Origin of the sequence: Metabacillus malikii, assembly GCF_030813355.1 — a bacterium.
Classification (GTDB): Bacteria; Bacillota; Bacilli; order Bacillales; family Bacillaceae; genus Metabacillus; species Metabacillus malikii.
On the sequence record NZ_JAUSUD010000021.1, the window covers coordinates 34,933 to 55,102 of the forward strand.

The following is a 20,170-nucleotide window of genomic DNA, read 5'->3' on the forward strand; positions in this document are numbered from 1 at the left end:
TATTGCGGAATCAGTGTAAAATCGTTACACAAATGAGGAAAAAGCATGGGAAAAGCGGGAATGTTATTAATATTTAAGGAAATGTGGGAAAGGGTGAGGAAAAGGTGCGAAATCAAGGGTTTGAGGAGGATAGGGTGAGGAGCGAAAGTGGGAACGGTATTATTAATTGGGGACATAGTAGAGGATAAGGGTTAAGGAATAAGGGAAATAATGAATATGTTTCTTAAAAATGGTGCAAAAATAGGATATATGTTAGTAAATCTAAATTAACTTTTTAAAGGGGGAATTTATTAATGGGCTTTCTTCTAATTGTTGATGTTTTTAATAAGCAAGAGGCTTATTATGTGGATGATGCTGATGGGGTATATGAAAGAGTTAATTTCCTTTTAAAAAACAACAGAAATAAAGATGACCTAAAAGTATTTAAAATACAAGAAGAGATTCCTGTTGAATACTTTTTGAATGAGGAATATAGGGATTATTTAAGGCGTATTTAACTTATCAAAAACCGAGGAATGAAGAAAGTAAGAAAAGGTAAACCTTGGGGCAAAAAAAGTCACCTGATTGACGGTTGTAGGAGATATGGTGTTAGAACATCAAGAATATCACGATGGACTGAATATGCTTGTCAAAGATGTAAATGCAGAAATAGATGGTAGAGATTTAATGGAATATATAGAAGAGGAATTAGAAGTTGAAGGTTTTAAAGACATTAGCTTTAATATTGGAGATGGACACTGGATAACTGTACACAAAAAAAGATAAGGCAAGAGATTAAGGATTGAGTAGCGTACCGATGATAAGCCATTCGGTTCTTTTTTGTGTGCATTAAAAAGTGTCGAAAAAGAGAGAGGATGGTTTGAGTTAAATTGGGGAGATAAGTGTGAATAAGAGGAAAAGCGGGGAAGAACTTAATTTCAAAGAGACATAGTAGGAGATAAGGGTAAAGGGAAAAGGTCGTGATAACGGTCTCAGCAAACGTGATTATTCAGACATCTTGTTTTCAATAACAAAAAAGACGTAGAAATAAGATAGAGTTACTCCTATTTTTACGCCAATTATTAATTATGAAATAAATTCTATCTGAACAAAATCATAGTCACTATCATCATTTTCATAATATTCTTCTGGGACATCTCCTTTTGGAAGATGTGTAATATTTATTGATGTATCAATTTCCAAATCATGATAGAGCTGAGTTAATTCTTTATGTAAATTATCAAGTTGTTGACGTTCAGTTTCGCTAAGTCTATTTTTATAGGAATCAGATACATCTGCAGTTCCTTTCAACTTAGCCTCATTTTCAGAAATAATAACCTCAGAATAAGGGTCAATATCAATTTCCTTTTCCTTTATAAATGGAAATTGATGAAAAATCAAATCCTTTAACATTCGAAGTGGAATATTGAGATAATCACTAAAGATTTCTGAACGTAATGTGTCTTCAAAATCAACACTTTCAAGGTTTATATATTCTCCATCCCAAGTTGCTACAATCTCATCATGTTCCTCATACAGTGCGTCTTTTATTTCTTCCAATAATTGCTCATCAATTCTCTCCAGAAACATAAAATAACTCCTATCTATAATTAATTCCATTCTACTAAGACCTGCATTAAGTTAAAATGGTCAATATTTATATTTTTATTTTTAGTCAGATTGAAAATTATATACATTCTGGTGGCTCCTTAAAGGGTAATCAGAACCATAGGACAAAAAATAAGTCATTTTTGTATTTTTGGGGTAATCGGAAAATAGTGTGGAAAGAGGGTTAAAAAGTACCCTCTTCCATAGCTTTAATTAGTGTGGAAAAATCAGCACCATAAATTTCTTTATACACCCATTCATAACCAGTTTGTGACCAACCTGGGAATTGACCAGGTAACATTTTTCCAAACGTAACTTCCACTTCTTTGAATTTCTTTTTCTTTTTAACTTTACGATAGCCTTGAGTAAACAAAATCTTTGCTCTAAGGGCTTCAAAAGAGTAACCACGACCAACATGGTTCATTGTCTTAATTAAACGATTTAGGGACTCCTTATAAGCGTTTGTAATGGGATAATTGAAATAGTTAAATATTTCCTCTTCCCAATTATTCATAGCCTTCATCAGATCTTCAAAATAAGTTATTAATTCTTTAGGTATATTTGAAAGCCAATTTTGATAGAGTTTATAGGCATCGTTGATTGATTCGGCTTCATAGATGTTAAAGAATTGCTCTTTGAGTTCATAAGCCTGTCCAAGCAATGGAAAGTTTTGAGTCCATACTTGTAACTTTATCTGGTCATCAAAGTCTGTTAAGTCTTTACTCCTTGTAAGAAGTACATAACGATCTCTCATAAGTTGTCTGCGTTCTTTTACTGACACATTTTGACGGTTAGCTTTTCGGATTTTCTCTAAGGCTTCATTGGCTAATTTAACGACATGGAATTTATCAATTACGATTTTGCATGTGGTATCACTGTGTTAACCGCACTCTTATAAGGATTCCACATATCCATTGCTACAAGTTCAATTTTATCAATGTTTTGGATCTATGAAAGGTAGCTGATAACAGTTTCTTTATTTCGTTTTCGTAAGATGTCAATTACTGACTTGTTTTCAACATCTGTGATGACACAACGATAGTTTTTAAGCAAATGGATTTCATCAATACCAAGCCATTTAGGAGTTCTAAAATCAGTTTGGGTTTAATCTCATCAACGTAGTCATTAAAGATGTTTCGTACAGTTTTCTCATCAACGCCAATCTCTTCTGCAACACTGGTAAACGTTTTTTCAAGGCTTGCTTCCTGAATCCAATTAATTAGCCTATTAGTAACAGAACGATTGACATCCATATCTGGAAGATTTTCAAAAAATGTTTCATTACATTCCCTACATTTGTATCGTTGGCGATTGACATAAATACCGACACGTTTTGCGTGCATTGGTAAGTCATAGAACAATTGTCTTTTCTTTAGTGTTTATATAAATTTGCAACAGTACCACATTTTGGACAATGAGAGGGAGACAAAGAATTAGTCTCCACCAGAAATCGGTAATCATCCTCACTCTCTTTCATATCCAGAATATTAAGTTTCTGGATGTTAAGTATATTGTTTAACATTTATGTTTCCTTTCTTTACGTAACAAAATAAAAAAAGCAGGCTAATATCTTATCGTTTTTTCATTATTGCCATGGTCAGTGAAGATTGTAATAAATAACTTATTCTAATGCTTCCTGTATATACTTATATAATGCGGCATCCATCCCAAACTGCAAACCATTATTAGGGTTTTCTGCATGGAATTTTTCAGTTTGTTTTCTTAAATCACGGTCATGCCCTGTGAATGAGTAGACAATGTCACCCCATTTTTTTGCTAATGCTTGTACCTTACTACTCTTAGGCGGTGTTCCATTTTCTTTTTCTAATTGTATTCTTTTCATAATCATTTTAAATTCCTGTTCTACTTCTTTTAAAGTATCTTCATCATATTGATCATAATAATGTTTCATGATGTCTAATTGCTCTTTTGTAAAGTATTTTTCTTGATACATTTTCATTGCTCCTAATAGTTTTGTTAATCCCTCTACGGACATTATTTTTTTACTATGAATTGTTTTTAAAGCACTCTCTAATTCATATAGTAGATTTTGTTGAACTTTTATATCTCTTTTTATACGTGTTATTTGGGTTTCAATAATATTTGTGGCAAAACCTTTTTCTTTTTTCGTAATGACAGACTTTATATCATCTAAAGATAACCCAATTTGTTTTAAAGCTAAGATCTGGTGTAGCTTGGACAAATCCAATTTTGTGTAAAGCCGATGTCCAGACTCTGTATATTTAGAAGGCGAAAACAAATCAATTTGATCATAATATCTTAAAGTTCTTATCGTTAAGCCTGTTAATGATGCGATCTCTCCTACTTTCCAGTATTCTTTCATACATAATTCACCCTTATAAAATGTATTAACCTTTACTTCAAAAGTCCTTGAATTTCATTATAATTGAAGCGATATGCCCTTCCACAGATTTGACAGGCTGTATTAATAGGCTCTTGATTATTAATTGCTTGTTTTAATTCACCCTTACTTAAAGAATAGAGCATCCCGTAGAACATTTCTTTGGAGCATCCACAGAAAAATTGGATAGGGCTATATCCTATAACTTTTACATCCTTAAATAGCCTACTTAGCTTTTCTTCAATATTGTTCTTGCTATATTTATTCAAACTGGCAAAGAATTCTTGATTTGAATTAACCGTGTGTTCTACTTCACCAATAAGGTCTGGCGTAGCACCAGGAAGCAATTGAGCATATACAGCATTGCTGAATTGAATACAATTGTCATTTCCAAATCTAATATTGGCTTCTATATATGTTTGAATTTGCTCACTCTGAATAAAATAATGTGAAATATCATCGTCAATGTTTCGGTATGGCATATCAGTTATACCAGTAAATTGATTCATAGACGAGCCTTTTATCACACGAATAGTTCCCTTATGACCAATAAGGCGATCAAGCGATATTTTATTAATATAATCAGCAGGGGCTTTCAGTAATTCTCCGTTGAGATAACCACGGACATTTCCTTTTGCATCTGCATCGGCAAAAACTTTAAATTTGGGGTCACTCATTGTCATTTGGAGACTTATTCTTTGAGCCCCTTTTAAGGATCCTGTAATTATGCTCATTACTGAAATGGTTTTTCCTAATGTAAGTTTAAGAATTTTATTCGTTTCTTTGTTAAGGCTAAGAATTTCATTAATTAATTTTGTATTATCAACAAAATACAAACGAACTTGATTGTCATAAATTAGTGTCTTAACAATTGTATTTTCCATTTTACTTTTCCTTTCTATTATTCATTGTTAAGTACACTATAAAACATAACCTTACGTAAGGTTCAAGTCCAAATACAAATTTCATGTATTATTGGTTTCCACATGATTATCCGTTTTAGTTGTTTTTTTACATCAAAATTAAAAATTGTTGTTTTCCACACGAAAATCCGATTACCCTATTTTTGTTTATGATCGTCCAAAGTTTTATTTGTTTTTTTGCACCAAGTCTTTATCAAATTTCACTTTTTGTATCACTGGGTTATCCTCGGAATAAATCTCAACTATTGCTGTGATCCAATTGTTTTTCTCATTAACCTGACGATTACCGAAAACCCACAAGCCAACCTCTTCTAATTGTTTAATCTGCTTTGTTAGATCATTCTCCAAATCAAATCTTTGGCTGATCTCAATCATATTCCAGATATCTAATACATCCGCAACTAAAGATTAGGATTAAGGAAGTAGCATCCTATGATTCAACGGGAATTGAAGTTAATTTGAGTAAGATCAACTACATTTACGGAAGCAATGGTACGGGGAAAACTACTATATCTGAATTGCTACGAAATAGCGATAATCAAAAGTTCTCTTCTTGTAATATAGAATGGAAGCAGGGCAGCCCTGATTTTGATATGTTTGTTTATAATAGAAATTTTGTTCAAGAGAATTTCAGTACCCACAACGATATAAAAGGTATCTTTACTCTCGGAAAGGAATCTACTGAGATATTAGCCTTAATTGATGGGAAATTGAAAGATGCAGAGAAACATCAGGACCGGATTGGAAATTTAGAAAATAACATAAAGCAAAAAAAAGAGCAGTTAGAAATCTTAAAAACAAGTTTTATAAATCAGTGTTGGAATCTAAAACAAAAATATGATGAAAGTTTTAAAGAGGCATTTACAGGTCTTCGTAATAATAGAGAGAAATTTATGGAAAGGTGTATGGATGAGGCCGTAAGTAACAATAGTCAACTGTTTCGAATCGAAGAATTAAAAGGCAGAGTGGAATCCGTATTTAATAGCCCTCAAGAAAAAGTTGGAGTAATCCCAATTATTGACTATGATAGTTCCTTGGAGCATCAATCAATATTTAAAACAAAAATAATAGGCAAAAAAGATATTGATGTTGCACAATTAATTTCTAAATTAAATATAAGTGATTGGGTACAACAAGGGCACATACATATGGAGGATACAGATGGCATTTGTCCTTTTTGCCAACAAGAACTTCCTGTAAGTTTTAAGGAGAAAATGGATGAGTATTTTGATGAAACATATAGCGAACAAATACAAAACCTTAATTCTTCAATAGAAAAATATAAAAGTGATACTCTAAACCTTTTTGAAAGGTATATATTTCTTGTTAACGAAGACACCCCTTTCGTTAATAAAGAGAAAATAGCTTCCCTATTTGAAATAATGAATTCAACTTTTAAGGAAAATATTCAGTTGCTCGAAAGAAAGAGCATTGAACCAAGTAGAAGTATTGAGTTAAATTCAATAACAAGCTACCTTGAGCAAATAAAATCAGAGGTTGAACAGGCAAATGTACAAATTTCAGAGTTAAATAGGGTAATTGACAATATCAAAGAAGAAAAGGAAAGGTTAATAAAAGATATATGGCGATTTATCGTTGAAGAGAATAAGAGTAATTATGAAAATTACATAAGTAATTCTGGAAGAGAAAATACAGCTTTAGAGGGAATGAAAAGAAGTCAGGATGGGCAAAAAGACCACAAAAAGAGACTAGAAGAAGAGGCGATTGAGCTACAGAATCAACTTACCAGTGTTTTACCTTCTATTCATGAAATTAATACGCTTCTTAAATCATTTGGCTTTACAAATTTCCAGTTAGCAGAATCTGGTGAACAGGGTAATTACAAGATTGTAAGGGAAAACGGTGAAGACGCCAATGAAACATTAAGTGAAGGAGAGAAAACCTTTATCACCTTCCTGTATTTCTATCAGCTCATTAACGGAAGTAATGATCAGGACAAAGTAAATACAGCAAGGGTAGTTGCGATTGATGACCCAATTTCTAGCCTAGATAGCAATATACTATTTATGGTAAGCAACCTGATAAATAATTTAAAGAAAAAGGTAAGAAGTAAAGATTCGAACTTTAAACAATTGATAATATTGACCCACAATGTTTATTTCCATAAGGAAGTTTCTTTCAATAAAGGCATGAGTAATAAAAGGCAGCCTGATGAAACATTTTGGATCATCAGGAAGATGGGTAATATATCTCACATTAGTGGGTATGAAGAGAATCCTATTAAGAATTCATATGAACTACTTTGGAAAGAATTACGAGAAAATCCTAATTCAATAACAACACCAAACATTATGAGAAGGATATTAGAAAATTACTTTAAGTTCTTCGGGAATGTTGATGTAAATGAAATTGTTGAAGGGTTCCCTGATGAAGATAAAGTGGTTTGTAATTCTTTACTTTCATGGGCTAACGATGGATCGCATCATGTGAACGATGATTTATATGTAAGATAGTAACCAAGAACAAAATACAATCTATTTTGAAGTATTTAGAAAGATCTTTATTTATTCTAATCATGAGTCTCATTTCAATATGATGATGGGGAACATTGTTAGTGAAGTGGAGAAGAATGAAGCAAAGGTTGAGGCTAACAAGGAAATACAAGAGGCATTGGCCCAGGTTGCTGCTGGTAAAGAATAAAATACTAGGAGGGGAACCGTGATGTCAAAAGCTGTCCATTACGACCTTACAACCTTCGAAAGTACAATACAATCACTCGGAAAATATTTGAATATAACAGAAAGAGAAATTAGTAAATATATCGCTAATAATAAGGATAATTATGATAGCGATGAGTTCATTGAATTGTTTCAAATAACTGATGAACAATTGTTATCAAGTGAGCTTATAATGTCCTCCCTCCATGTTACTACTAATAATGATGATTGTTCGAGTATAAAAAAATACGGGCTAATTAATTTGCAACAAGCTATATCCTTAGACACTCCATTAAATAAATACCTACAGAATCATGGTGTTCAAATAGATTTAGTAAATAAACAAATTCATTATAAAGGGGGAATTTACAATATATCGAAGGATTTTCGAGGTCTTTCAGGACGGAATTCAGCAGAATGGGTGAGTTTTAAATTATTTGAGGATTACCAAATTAATTCGTTCTTTTCCAGTGAAAATGTACTAAATTATGGAGGAAACGTGAATGAAAATCCAGAATTCCTTTATAATTTAGCACAACTTCTGAAAGATGGAAAAATAAAATATGATTGGATGAATGACACCAACAAAAAATGCTACATAATCAAGTTCGAAGCACCTCTTAGTAATATTAATAATTTTTATCATAGGACTTATACAGAAAACCTAGAGGAAATTGAAATTGATTTGATGAATAGAAAATGGATTATCGAAAAATCATTATCAATATTAAATGATGGAATTTTTCATGGTGGTTATACTAACGAAATTCATTGTGAATTGAAACCAAGTGTCTCTGTACCGTTTAGTAATATTATTAAAATATATACTCCAAGCGAATATTTAAAGGAATACAAAGTAAATAAAAATGAGTGAGAAAATCATAAAAGCTATTTTGAGGCCCATTTCACCATGGGTTTTAACTGAAAAAGTATGTAGTTAATACCAGTTTTCTTATTTATATTTTTTGGGCTGGATCTAATAGGGGTTCAGTCTTTTTTTTGTTCAATACGCTCCCTATCCCCTGTTCAATAAGGGTTTTCAGTTTTGTCTTTCCAATACAAAAACCTATAGGATTACCAATCTCTATTCGGTTTGTTTCCTAACTGTAATACTGTCTCTTTATTCAATCGTAGAATCAATATCAAATAAATTTCATTCAAATATTTACTTGAATGTTAAGAGGGGAAAGGAGTATAATATATTCAAATGAACACTTGAATGATAAAGGAGTGATAATAATGAGTAACGATACCTGTGAAATTTATTGTTATGATGAAGAAAAGGTAAATCGAATACAAGGGGATTTACAATCAATTGACATTGTTAGTGTATCTCAAATGCTAAAAGCTATTGCAGATGAAAATAGAGCAAAAATTACCTACGCTTTGTGCCAAGATGAAGAACTATGTGTGTGCGATATAGCAAATATTGTAGGTGTTACTGTAGCGAATGCTTCTCATCATTTACGTACCCTCCACAAGCAAGGGATTGTTAAGTCCAGAAAAGAGGGAAAACTAGCATTTTATTCATTAGATGATGACCACATTAAACAGATAATGATGATCGCTTTAGCACATAAAAACGAGGTGAAAACCAATGTCTGATCAAACAGCAAAACTAAATGAACAAGAAATGAAAGCATATCGGGTTCAAGGATTTACTTGTACAAATTGTGCAGCTATTTTTGAAAATAATGTTAAAGAATTGCCGGGTGTTCAGAATGCGAAAGTAAATTTTGGAGCATCTAAAGTTTATGTTCAAGGGAATACAACGATTGAAGAATTGGAAAAAGCAGGTGCGTTTGAAAATTTAAAGATTCGGGATGAAAGAGAACAAAAAGTAGAACGTGAACCATTCTGGAAACAGAAAGAAAACATTAAGGTATATATATCAGCCATTTTGCTTGTAGTCAGTTGGTTCTTAGGTGAGCAATATGGTGAGGAGCATATATTGGCTACGATTGGATATTCAGCGTCTATTTTAATTGGGGGGTATTCGCTATTCATTAAAGGACTTAAAAATCTAAGCAGATTACAGTTTGATATGAATACACTAATGACCATTGCGATTATAGGAGCTGCCCTTATTGGTGAGTGGGGTGAAGGAGCAACCGTTGTTATCCTATTTGCGATTAGTGAAGTGTTAGAGCGTTATTCAATGGATAAAGCTCGTCAATCAATTGAATCATTAATGGACATTGCTCCAAAAGAAGCCTTGATTCGCCGTGGAAATGAAGAAATGATGATTCATGTTGATGAAATTCAAGTTGGAGATATTATGATTGTAAAGCCTGGTCAAAAATTAGCGATGGATGGAATCGTTGTAAAAGGAAAGTCTACGTTAAATCAGGCTACGATTACAGGTGAAAGTGTTCCAGTAACGAAAACAATTGATGATGAAGTCTTTGCAGGAACGTTGAATGAAGAAGGATTGCTCGAAGTTAAAGTAACAAAACGAGTTGAAGACACCACTCTTTCAAAGATTATTCATCTTGTAGAAGAAGCTCAAGCAGAACGAGCACCTTCTCAGGCGTTTGTTGATAAATTTGCAAAATACTATACACCGGCAATTGTGGTTTTGGCTCTATTAATTGCGGTTATTCCACCATTATTTGGAGGAGATTGGAGCGAATGGATTTATCAAGGCTTAGCCGTATTAGTAGTTGGTTGTCCGTGTGCCTTGGTTGTCTCTACTCCAGTTGCTGTAGTTACTGCAATAGGAAATGCAGCAAAAAATGGGGTGTTAATTAAAGGGGGTATCCATTTAGAAGAAGCAGGACACTTAAAAGCAATTGCTTTTGATAAAACAGGAACATTAACAAAAGGGATTCCTGCTGTAACAGACATTGTGATGTATGGTGGAAATGAAAATGAACTGTTAACCATTACAGCAGTGATTGAAAAAGGATCCCAACATCCATTAGCTTCAGCTATTATGCGAAAAGCAGAAGAAAAGGGATTAGACTTTAATGGTGTAATGGTTGAAGACTTCCAATCTATTACAGGTAAAGGCGTAAAAGCCAAAGTAAATAATGAAATGTATTATGTCGGAAGCCCAGCACTTTTTGAAGAATTACACGGAAGTATTGAAAGTGATAGAAAACAAAAGATTACTGAAATGCAAATCCAAGGAAAAACCGTGATGGTACTAGGAACGGAAAAAGAGATACTTTCATTAATTGCCGTAGCTGATGAAATTAGGGAAACATCAAAAGAAGTTATCGGTAAATTGAATAATATTGGAATTGAAACGGTAATGTTGACAGGGGATAACAAAGGAACTGCAACAGCAATTGGGAAACTGGTTGGGGTTTCTGATATTAAAGCTGATTTACTCCCAGAAGATAAATTGAATTTCATTAAAGATCTTCGAGGAAAACATCAAAGTGTAGCAATGGTTGGGGATGGCGTGAATGATGCACCAGCACTTGCAGCTTCCACTGTTGGTGTAGCGATGGGTGGTGCTGGAACCGATACAGCATTAGAAACGGCTGATATTGCCTTAATGTCTGATGATTTAAGCAAATTGCCATATACAATAAAGTTGAGTCGTAAGGCTTTAGTAATCATCAAGCAAAATATTACCTTCTCTTTAGCGATTAAATTAGTGGCATTACTGTTAGTTATGCCTGGTTGGTTAACACTATGGATAGCCATATTTGCCGATATGGGAGCAACATTGCTTGTAACTTTAAATAGTTTAAGGTTATTAAAAGTAAAAGAATAAAGATAATATTTTAAGCTAAGATGATTATTTTCTAATTTCTCAATAGTGATATTTTGAATAAAAAGTGTTTTAACGATCTTGGCTACCTTCTTACTTCTTTATGCTTTTTTCTATTATATATAGCTGTTACTTTCCTCTTCCCCATGCTAAAAAGTCGGTACCTACTGCTAAATAGTTGGTATCCAGAGCGGGAAGACCAGCGGGTAAACAAATATGTATTCAATCTTGATTCTATCGTAAAATCAATCAAAATTCGGGGGGCGGGTCCAGTAGGACTTCGTCCCTTTTCTTTTCTAAAAGGCAAAGTAAAGGGAAAACAGCGGAAGTGGTGAGAATTCCTCCGCTGTAGTGTAAATTTGTACATTTTAGTTTTCACTTTTAGTAGAGTCGTCTTTTTTACGAGATGCTAAACCTATGACCCCGCCAACTATAATAAATACAATGTTTAAAATGATTTCAAATCCTTGAAAGGCATCAACATAATTAACTAAAAACCAGCTTTTACCTCCATTTGTTAGATGATTAATTAGCCCTCCTACTCCTTGGATAAGGAATAGTAAACTAAGTCCACTAATAATTTCTTTCATGATGAACACCTCATTAAAATTTTTTTAATTTAATATGCCTCTAAGACCGATGTTGAAAAAAACTGCACCTACTACTCCTATCGCTACTAAGAGTGAAGAAATTGGAGCTTCATTTAATTTTGACCTGATTTTATTTAGAAATTGATGTAGTTTGTCTTTAAGCACAATATTAACTCCTAAAAGCAGTAGTGAAGGAAGCACCATTACAAGATTGTACCCAGTTATAATTAAGATAGAAGGAGTAGGCTCTATTGCTAGGTGATCCATTAATAAAATTGAATAAAAGTAAGGCAATGCAGTTACAAATTCAATTAGAAAAACAATGCTTCCTAATATGATCATCCCTTTGATAGTTGTGTTTGTGGGTATAATTGAAATTAAACGTTTTTTTGTAGTATCTTTTGGTTTACTGAAGCTAATTAGAACAAGAACCATTCCAAAAAGGATATAAAACCAATTGATAAAGTCAATTTCAGATAATTGTTCGATTCTCGTCAATAGTGATTCTCCACCAAAGTATAGTGATAAACCCATTACAAAGTAGCCTAATTGCGTAATAGATAGAAAAACAAGCAAGCGAGAAGATAATTGATTAGGTTGTGTCAATAATAAATAGGCTGTTACAGCGAGTACACCAGGACTTAATATGTCAACTAAGGCACAAATGGAAATAATTATTAAGGCTGTTGATATGTCTATTAATGAAGATGGCATCATTGCTTCAATCGTTTCTATCAATTAAATAGTACCTCCTTTTTAATATGTGGTATTATTATAATACAATGTGCTAAAAAATATAATAACACACTGTATTAAATAAGGGAAGTGGTTTTAATAATGCCAAAGATTGTTAATCATGAGCAAAAGAGGAAGTCGATCGCAGAAGCTGCATGGAATATTATTAAGCAAGAAGGGTTTGAGAAAGCATCAATACGCAGAGTTGCAACTGAAGCAGGGATGTCCTCTGGTGCGTTAAGACATTATTTTTCAACACAGGATGAAATGTTATTATTTATCATGAATTATTACCTGGAAGAAGGAAAAAAACGTTCTCAAAGTAAAAATTGGTCAGAAAACCCATTGCAAGCAGTTGAGGAAGTTCTATTAGAGCTTGTGCCAATTGACGAAAAAAAGAAAATTGAAACGAGTGTTTGGTGGATCTTTGCACTTCGCTCACTTACAAGTGATACATTAAAAGAAAAAAAAGATGAAATGACTAACGGAACGTATGAATTAGCGAGTTCTATGATTCAGATGTTAGTTTTACAAGGGCTTTTACCCGAGTCAATTAATGTAGAATTAGAAACAAGTAGGCTATCAGCATTGATTGAAGGTTTGTCAATTCATGCTCTATTAAGACCTGATGTGTACTCCTCAGAAAAGGTTAAGGAAGTAATCCGTTATCATTTAGAAACACTTTGCAAAGTATGTAATTAAAAAGTTAATAAAATGAGTACTCAATCAAATTGGGGGTGATTATGATTGAAAATAAAAAACTGAATCAATTTACATTGATAGATGTTATTGAAAGGAAAATACATTTCACAAATACAAACGAGGGCTTTTGCGGAATAAAGGTGGGATCAATACCTAAGTAGTTCAGATAACGTGGGGAAAATGGTAAATATCAAATAGAATTCTACACTAAAACACATCAAAATCAACGCACTAAATCGCACATTAAAACGCTTGGATAAATCCAAGCGTTTTTCATCTTAAATTTCAATTTTTATTAAAGCACGTCATTTTAGTTATCATACATCTGGAACTCTTTTGTGTATATACCAGTCTCCATTATCATCCTGTTTCAATACAAAGTAAATAAATTCATCTTGACCAGTATATTCTTTATATTGATAAATATTAAATTGATGTCCTTCATCCTCTGTTACATTTTTAGCATCAGTAATTATCACTTTATCTGCAACTGATTTTCCGTCTTTCGATACTATAAAATCTTAAATTACCTTTCCAGGACCATTAGTATAATCTGTTACTACATTTTTGTTTTTAGCATTTTGACATCCCGCCAAAGCAAATGTAATAAGCATTATGGTTATAAGGTGAATTACTTTTATATAATCTTTTTTTATTTTTATTCCCCCATTAAACTCTCTTTCGCAATGTTCTGCAAGTTTATAAAAATATATAAACTAATATTAATATAATTTTAATAATTTCCTATTTTTGGAATATAAACACGATTGTCATTAAATGAACTATCTTAGATATATTATATCTTTCAAATCAAATACTTTATCTGTTATCCCTATAGACAACCCATTTTTCACCTTGACAATAGTTATTGTCATAGTGTTATTTAATGTGCGATTTTAACTGCTAATTTATGTATATTTTAACGTAAAACACCGATATATAGGCAAAATAAAGGACTAAATCATAATGCGATTTAGCCCTTTATTTACTATGCTATTTAGAATGTTTCTCCACAAAGTCTGAACTACTTAATCAATACCATGCTTCTTATTTCTCTATTCTTTTTTCTACTATATATAGCTGTCTTATTCCTCTTCCCCATGCTAAAAAGTTGGTACTTACTGCTAAATAGTTGGTATCCAAACGGCAAAGGAAGCGGGAAGAGCAGCGGTAGTCTATTATGTAATCAATCGTTATTCAATCGGTTTTTCTCAATAAAAATCAATATTAATTCAAGGCTGGATCCATTAGTGATCCAGTCCACCAATACCATGCACAAAGTATATTCTACTGAAGTTTATGGAGGTCTATGGCGATGATTCTTGACAATAATGATAAGGCAATATTAAGAGAATTGCAGGAAGATGCTTCTATATCAAATCTAAATTTATCAAAGAAAATTGGTCTTTCACCATCAGCTTGCCTTGCAAGAACAAAAACCCTTGTAGAAACAGGTGTTATTAAGAAATTTACTACTATTGTCGATGAGAAAAAACATGGTATTGAAGTAACAGCATTAGCTCTTATAAATTTATCACCCCTAAAAAGGGAGACCATTCATTCTTTTTTAGAGGATATACACAAATATCCACAGGTCAATTGCAGAGCGATTTGACCAATTAATACTATTTTTATTAAGAGAAACAATTTCTCCTATTCTACAACCTGTTGAAAACAAAACACGCTTCCCTCAAATGTTCAATTTCTCTCTCCGTTAAAAATTTCGGAATCCGTTTTCCTTGTTTAGGTTCTTTAATTTTTGCAGCTGGATTTTTTTGAATATGCCCTTCCTCGTGTGACCAACGAAATAGTGATTTAATAAATCGAATCCGATGAGCTAAACTTGATGGTTTTAAGTGTACACTGGATTTTGCTAGGTATCCTTTCAACTGATCGGTTGTTACTGATCCAATACTTACATCATTAAAGTGATGGATGAGTAACTTAGATTGGAGTCTATACGCTTTTAATGTCTGTGGAGAGAATCCTTCAATCCTCTTATCCGATTCATAAAGTTCCCAGGCTTTTGTTAATTGCAAAATCAATTCCTCCTTAAGGATTGTGTTAGAGGAATTATTGCCTTGAATATAGAAATAAACACGTTGATATTGAAGTAACGGGCAGGATTGTACATTAAGGGTAAGTTAGATAGTCCAAGTTTTTACTGTTATTTTAAGGTATTATAGGTATATAAACGGGGGTAGTAGGGATTTTTGATACTTTTAAGTATTAAATGTGAGGAGAAGTTTATAGGAAGTAGTCATTTCTAAGTATCCTTAACAGAATTAGAAAGTAGTGGGATAAAATGAAGAATTACGATATTATTTTTTTTGATATAGATGACACGCTTTTTGATTTTACTAAATCGGAGCAAGCAGCTTTTAATAATGTCTTTAATCAATATAATTTATTAAATGGCTTAAACCTGTACGAAAAGAGTTACCAGGAAATTAGCAAAGTGTTGTGGAGAGATTTAGAAAATGGAAAAATGGACCTTGTTGAACTAGGTTCAGAGAGATTTAGGAGATTATTTTTAGAGCACGAACTTGAAATTGACGCAGTTGTATTTAATCAGGACTATTTAAAATTTCTCGGAGAACAAACGCACCTCGTTCAAGGAGCAGAAAAAGTTATTAAGGCTCTCTCGCATAAACGCTTAGCCGTTATTACGAATGGTTACTCGATTGTGCAAACATCAAGAATTAACAATTCTCCGTTCGAAGGTACATTTGAACATATTATTATCTCTGAATCCACTGGATTCCAAAAACCACAAACAGGAATATTTGATTATGCTTTTCATAAGCTACAGATTACAGACAAATCAAGCGTACTAATGGTGGGTGACTCGTTGACTTCTGATATTCAAGGTGGAATGAACTATGGTATGGACACTTGTTGGTTCAATCCTAAGTATAAAGAAAATCATACATCTTTAAAACCTACTTATGAAATAAATAATTTAGAAGGCTTGTTAGAAATTATAAAATAAGTGCACTCTGTTGTTTCTAAATCCGTCCTGACGCTACCCCTATATAAAAGAAAGTGTGAAGAAATTCACTTAAAGTAAAGGGTGTGTTAGTTATAGTAAGATAATACAAAAAGGGCTTAGAGTGACAATAACTTTAAGCCTTTTTGACTGTTAAATATACTGTGATTTGGGTTGTGAAATTTATGTTATTGGCTGTGTGATTAAGTCTGTGATTTAACGTTTTGCACCTCACAAGTAAACCGGTTACTAAATTGATGGTTTTTGTGTTTCATTGCATCCATATTAGAAGCGTATAATTCGTAACAGGACATAACTCTTCATCTCAAAGCATATGTCTACTATGTCTCTTAATAAAATTAAGGTTCCTTATATAAAATAAGCGTTCCTTAAATAAAATTAATGTTCCAAATCCGAAGATTTTTCCGGTTAAAGAGGTTGGTAGATGAAGTAATAAATCAGCAGTAAATGTTTGTTACATTGGCTAAACTTATTGGAGACAACATGCTTGACTACATAAGCCATATAGTATGTAGGTGTTTTTTGGACGTAATAGAATATTGTTTAAGTATTGATTAATATAATAATAAACATAATGAGCAAGCGTGATTATGAAAGAGGTTTGGGAGAAAACAGTCAAAGATGTTTCTTATATGTATCTCCTAAAAAATCATATTGCATAAATATTACTAACTTTCAGGTTGAAAATAATTCTTAAGAAAATATAGCTGATGTAAAATAAGGTCAGACTTATGCTCTAAATTTTACTTTAAATATGTAAGTGAGGAAGCAAAATGGAACGAATTAACTTAATGGGCTGGATACTAGAAGTGGATATTAATAAGACAGAGGAGTTTTATAACAAAAATATTGACCTGTGCAATTGTCTGTACTGCAAAAATTATATGGAAGCATGTAAATATTTTAATCATTCTATATTGAAGGTATTTAATATGCTGAGAATTATTCCATCAAAACCAAGTCATTTATCTGAGTTTGGTGAAGTGGATGGTGGTTTGTGCTTATATGCTGGAAGTTATCATGTAGTTGGTAAATTAATAGAAGGTGTGTATTGTACAAACTCTGATTGGAATGAGACGAATACTGCCAGAATTGAGAACTTCACGATTGGGTTTCCAAAAGAGTTAGAGTTTGTACATAACGAGCTGCCACAACCTATGCTGCAAATTGATTTCGAAGCGCGGATCCCTTGGGTGTTAGACGAAAAGCCTTAGGATTAATATGCAAGGAATAGGTAATGATAAAAAAATATTGAATCAAAGTTGAAGGTGGAAAATGAGCATTTACAATAGTTGCTTGCCAAAAAACAAGCATGATTTTGAAAGTTTAGATAAATTGAAGAACTTAGATAAGGAAAGGATAATTCCATTATTACCTGAACTCATCGTATGGGTTCAAGATATGAACTGGCCGATATCAGAAGAAGTCGCCAAAATTCTATTAATGTATCAGATTGAAATAATTCCACTTATTAAAGATATATTAAGAACTAATGATAACGTTTGGAAATACTGGTGCTTAGAGACTTTGGTTAAAAGATTAGACGAAGAATCAAAAGAGTTACTTAAGAATGATTTAGCTAGGTTGAGTGAAAGACCAACAGCAGGAGAAAGATTAGAGCAACTTGATGTAACTGCTACGGAAATTTTGAAAACATATACAAAACTTTCATCTTAATGTATGTATGTGAGTAACGTATTTGCGAAGAGATACTATACCGTCTAAATCATATTTCATTACTTCACTTTTAAGGCATATCGAGAAAATATACTTTTAGCAATTTAAAAAATCAATTGATTATTGTAAATGTTGCTACAACTATTCAGGCAGGTCCATTAGGTACTTGTCTTTTTTATTATCTAATTCTCAAGATCACCTAACTGAATAGGTCTTAAATAGGTCTTATACTATATCAGCTTCTGTTAAACATTAAAGATTATACTGTAGCGATAAACGAAGAGAATTGATTCACAGGGTGTTGACCTAAAACATACACCTTGACATCTAATGAAAAAAAACATATAGTTACTCTTGGTAATAGTTAACCAAGGTAACTATATGAAGGAGAGTGGAAGGTCAAAATGGAGGGTTACTTTCAACGATATTTAAGTTTATATAGACCATTAATCACTTCGTTGAATGAGCTGTTGAGTTCTTATCAACTTTCTTATTCTTTATGGCAGGTTGTTTTTTATATAAAAAATAACGGGCCTTCGACACTTGTTGACATATCGTATCATTATCAAGTTGAAAAACCTACCATAACAAGAAGGGTTCATCGCTTGGAAGAACTACAATTGGTTAAACAAGTTCCGGGTAAGGATAAGCGAGAAAAGGTTATTCAGATTACAGAATTTGGAGAAGAGATTTACCAACAATGCAGAGAAAAAATAACTGAATTAGAAAGCAAGGTGATGGAAGGCATATCTCTAGATGAGCAACAGACTGCTTATCAAGTACTTCCTAAAATACAAAATAACCTAATAAGTAGAAAGGGAAATAATCGTGATTAAACCAAAATTATGGACAAAGAATTTTATAATTGTATCTACTATCAATTTTTTTCTAACAATGGTTTTTTATTTATTAATAGTAATTATGAGCGTTTATGCTGTAAATGAATATCATGCTACTACAAGTCAAGCTGGGCTTGTCACGGGAATTTTTATAATCGGAGCATTAATTGGAAGACTGTTTATAGGCAGGAATATCGAGCGAATTGGACGTAAGAGAACCTTATTTATTGGTTTAATTCTATTTAATATCACAACACTACTTTATTTTGTTCATTATGGTATTCAATTTCTTCTTATCAATCGTTTATTACATGGAATTACATTGGGAATGGCTAGCACTGCAACAGGAACGATAATAGCCCAAATAATACCGACAAGTCGAAAAGGGGAAGGGATCGGTTATTATAGCATGAGTGCCACTTTGGCTACAGCACTTGGGCCATTTATTGGTCTCTATATGAGTCAACATACAAGTTTTCATATGATTTTTACTTTCTGTCTTGCTTTAGGCATCATCAGTTTTATAACAGCATTCTTTGTAAATGTACCAGCAATACAAGGTACATTGAATTCTATCGATTACAGGGGATTTAAATTCTCTAATTTCATTGAATTGAAGGCAATACCAATTGCGATTATTACTTTAGTTGTTGCTTTCTGTTACTCTAGTGTTCTATCATATATTAATTCTTATGCTATAGAAGTTGACCTTGTTCAAACAGCAAGTTTCTTCTTTTTAGTCTATTCAATAGCTGTATTGATATCACGCCCATTTACAGGACGTTTAATGGATGTAAAAGGTGCAAACTATATTATGTATCCGGCATTCATTCTCTTTACAGCAGGAATGCTACTTTTAAGTACAGCTCATAACAGCATTGCGTTATTATTATCAGGTATACTAATTGGACTAGGATTTGGAAATATGCAATCTTGTACACAGGCAATTGCGATTAAGTTAACGCCACCTCACCGAATTGGGCTTGCAACATCAACATTCTTTATATTTCTCGACGCAGGACTTGGATTCGGTCCATATTTGCTAGGATTCATTATTCCGTTTATCAACTACAATACGCTCTATGCTGCTTTAGGTATTGTAGTCTTAGTATCGACTATCTTATACTTTTTACTGTATGGGAGGAAAGAAAAATCTTTGATCGACGCTGTTGCTCATGAGTAGGGAAAGTACTTTTCTTTTCAAAATGTACGATTTTGAGCATTGAGCATTCTTTTTTCTTGCAATAGCCAAGAAATATTTTTATACTTGGAAATTTATAAATAAAAAATTTTCCAAAATATATAAAAGTGAGGGTGACAATTCGGTTTATGTCACCCTCTAT

The 20,170-nt window shown here is 32.6% G+C and carries 21 protein-coding genes and 2 pseudogenes; 13 read left to right on the plus strand and 10 right to left on the minus strand.

Annotation, left to right across the window (positions count from 1 at the left end):
* Nucleotides 1–293: 293 nt before the first annotated feature.
* Both J2S19_RS17545 and J2S19_RS17550 read left to right on the plus strand, forming a co-directional pair.
* The gene (locus tag J2S19_RS17545; protein WP_307344430.1) at nucleotides 294–497 is read left to right on the plus strand and encodes a hypothetical protein; all 204 of its coding nucleotides are present in this window, start codon (nucleotides 294–296) and stop codon (nucleotides 495–497) included.
* Nucleotides 498–585: 88 nt separating this feature from the next.
* Nucleotides 586–765 (plus strand): hypothetical protein, encoded by a 180-nt coding sequence (locus tag J2S19_RS17550; RefSeq protein ID WP_307344432.1) that lies wholly within the window; start codon nucleotides 586–588, stop codon nucleotides 763–765.
* A 300-nt stretch (nucleotides 766–1,065) separates the two neighbouring features.
* On the opposite strand, the gene J2S19_RS17555 is transcribed toward J2S19_RS17550, so the two are convergent.
* From J2S19_RS17555 to J2S19_RS17585, 6 genes and pseudogenes are all read right to left on the minus strand, one after another.
* Nucleotides 1,066–1,569, minus strand: a complete 504-nt coding sequence (locus J2S19_RS17555) for a hypothetical protein (RefSeq protein WP_307344434.1) — start codon at nucleotides 1,567–1,569, stop codon at nucleotides 1,066–1,068.
* Between the two features lie 202 nt (nucleotides 1,570–1,771).
* A pseudogene (locus J2S19_RS17560) lies at nucleotides 1,772–2,502 on the minus strand (ISL3 family transposase).
* A gap of 86 nt (nucleotides 2,503–2,588) precedes the next feature.
* Nucleotides 2,589–2,930, minus strand: coding sequence for a helix-turn-helix domain-containing protein (locus tag J2S19_RS17570; RefSeq protein WP_307344436.1), 342 nt, complete (start codon nucleotides 2,928–2,930; stop codon nucleotides 2,589–2,591).
* Nucleotides 2,931–3,208: 278 nt separating this feature from the next.
* Nucleotides 3,209–3,931: a MerR family transcriptional regulator gene (locus tag J2S19_RS17575; RefSeq protein ID WP_307344438.1), complete on the minus strand. Its 723-nt coding sequence runs from the start codon at nucleotides 3,929–3,931 to the stop codon at nucleotides 3,209–3,211.
* 32 nt (nucleotides 3,932–3,963) lie between these two features.
* A complete protein-coding gene (locus tag J2S19_RS17580; RefSeq protein WP_307344440.1) occupies nucleotides 3,964–4,833 on the minus strand; it encodes an Hsp33 family molecular chaperone HslO in 870 nt (289 codons plus the stop codon).
* 204 nt (nucleotides 4,834–5,037) lie between these two features.
* Entirely contained in the window at nucleotides 5,038–5,247 is a 210-nt protein-coding gene (locus tag J2S19_RS17585; protein ID WP_307344441.1) for a hypothetical protein, read from the minus strand.
* 83 nt (nucleotides 5,248–5,330) lie between these two features.
* On the opposite strand from J2S19_RS17585, the gene J2S19_RS17590 reads away from it, so the two are divergent.
* The 4 genes from J2S19_RS17590 to J2S19_RS17605 all read left to right on the plus strand — a co-directional run bounded on the left by J2S19_RS17590 (nucleotide 5,331) and on the right by J2S19_RS17605 (nucleotide 11,277).
* Entirely contained in the window at nucleotides 5,331–7,346 is a 2,016-nt protein-coding gene (locus tag J2S19_RS17590) for an ATP-binding protein (RefSeq protein WP_307344449.1), read from the plus strand.
* Between the two features lie 208 nt (nucleotides 7,347–7,554).
* Nucleotides 7,555–8,424, plus strand: coding sequence for a hypothetical protein (locus J2S19_RS17595; RefSeq protein WP_307344451.1), 870 nt, complete (start codon nucleotides 7,555–7,557; stop codon nucleotides 8,422–8,424).
* A 362-nt stretch (nucleotides 8,425–8,786) separates the two neighbouring features.
* Nucleotides 8,787–9,155 carry an ArsR/SmtB family transcription factor gene (locus J2S19_RS17600; RefSeq protein WP_307344550.1) on the plus strand — a complete coding sequence of 123 codons (369 nt, stop codon included), beginning with the start codon at nucleotides 8,787–8,789 and terminating at the stop codon, nucleotides 9,153–9,155.
* On the plus strand, nucleotides 9,148–11,277 hold the full coding sequence (locus J2S19_RS17605; RefSeq protein ID WP_307344453.1) for a heavy metal translocating P-type ATPase: 2,130 nt from the start codon (nucleotides 9,148–9,150) through the stop codon (nucleotides 11,275–11,277). The genes J2S19_RS17600 and J2S19_RS17605 overlap by 8 nt, the downstream gene beginning before the upstream one ends.
* 365 nt (nucleotides 11,278–11,642) lie before the next feature.
* Here J2S19_RS17605 and J2S19_RS17610 read toward each other — a convergent pair whose 3' ends face one another.
* Nucleotides 11,643–11,864, minus strand: a complete 222-nt coding sequence (locus tag J2S19_RS17610; protein ID WP_099354670.1) for a hypothetical protein — start codon at nucleotides 11,862–11,864, stop codon at nucleotides 11,643–11,645.
* 24 nt (nucleotides 11,865–11,888) lie between these two features.
* Entirely contained in the window at nucleotides 11,889–12,602 is a 714-nt protein-coding gene (locus J2S19_RS17615; RefSeq protein WP_307344457.1) for a GAP family protein, read from the minus strand.
* Nucleotides 12,603–12,701: 99 nt separating this feature from the next.
* Here J2S19_RS17615 and J2S19_RS17620 point away from each other — a divergent pair, with 99 nt between their 5' ends.
* Nucleotides 12,702–13,301 (plus strand): TetR/AcrR family transcriptional regulator, encoded by a 600-nt coding sequence (locus tag J2S19_RS17620; protein ID WP_307344459.1) that lies wholly within the window; start codon nucleotides 12,702–12,704, stop codon nucleotides 13,299–13,301.
* Between the two features lie 317 nt (nucleotides 13,302–13,618).
* On the opposite strand, the gene J2S19_RS17625 is transcribed toward J2S19_RS17620, so the two are convergent.
* Nucleotides 13,619–13,780 carry a hypothetical protein gene (locus J2S19_RS17625; RefSeq protein WP_307344461.1) on the minus strand — a complete coding sequence of 54 codons (162 nt, stop codon included), beginning with the start codon at nucleotides 13,778–13,780 and terminating at the stop codon, nucleotides 13,619–13,621.
* 830 nt (nucleotides 13,781–14,610) lie between these two features.
* Between J2S19_RS17625 and J2S19_RS17630 the strand changes: the two are divergent.
* A pseudogene (locus J2S19_RS17630) lies at nucleotides 14,611–14,898 on the plus strand (Lrp/AsnC family transcriptional regulator); the annotation flags it as partial.
* Nucleotides 14,899–14,959: 61 nt separating this feature from the next.
* On the opposite strand, the gene J2S19_RS17635 reads toward J2S19_RS17630, so the two are convergent.
* A complete protein-coding gene (locus J2S19_RS17635; RefSeq protein WP_370875167.1) occupies nucleotides 14,960–15,340 on the minus strand; it encodes a tyrosine-type recombinase/integrase in 381 nt (126 codons plus the stop codon).
* A gap of 266 nt (nucleotides 15,341–15,606) precedes the next feature.
* On the opposite strand from J2S19_RS17635, the gene J2S19_RS17640 reads away from it, so the two are divergent.
* The 5 genes from J2S19_RS17640 (at nucleotide 15,607) to J2S19_RS17660 (ending at nucleotide 20,010) form a co-directional block, all read left to right on the plus strand.
* Nucleotides 15,607–16,293, plus strand: a complete 687-nt coding sequence (locus J2S19_RS17640; RefSeq protein ID WP_307344463.1) for a YjjG family noncanonical pyrimidine nucleotidase — start codon at nucleotides 15,607–15,609, stop codon at nucleotides 16,291–16,293.
* 791 nt (nucleotides 16,294–17,084) lie between these two features.
* Nucleotides 17,085–17,525: a hypothetical protein gene (locus J2S19_RS17645; RefSeq protein WP_307344465.1), complete on the plus strand. Its 441-nt coding sequence runs from the start codon at nucleotides 17,085–17,087 to the stop codon at nucleotides 17,523–17,525.
* 61 nt (nucleotides 17,526–17,586) lie between these two features.
* Nucleotides 17,587–17,988, plus strand: a complete 402-nt coding sequence (locus J2S19_RS17650) for a DUF5071 domain-containing protein (RefSeq protein ID WP_307344467.1) — start codon at nucleotides 17,587–17,589, stop codon at nucleotides 17,986–17,988.
* A 404-nt stretch (nucleotides 17,989–18,392) separates the two neighbouring features.
* Nucleotides 18,393–18,824, plus strand: a complete 432-nt coding sequence (locus J2S19_RS17655; protein ID WP_307344469.1) for a MarR family winged helix-turn-helix transcriptional regulator — start codon at nucleotides 18,393–18,395, stop codon at nucleotides 18,822–18,824.
* On the plus strand, nucleotides 18,817–20,010 hold the full coding sequence (locus J2S19_RS17660) for an MFS transporter (RefSeq protein ID WP_370875168.1): 1,194 nt from the start codon (nucleotides 18,817–18,819) through the stop codon (nucleotides 20,008–20,010). The genes J2S19_RS17655 and J2S19_RS17660 overlap by 8 nt, the downstream gene beginning before the upstream one ends.
* The last annotated feature ends 160 nt before the right edge of the window (nucleotides 20,011–20,170 follow it).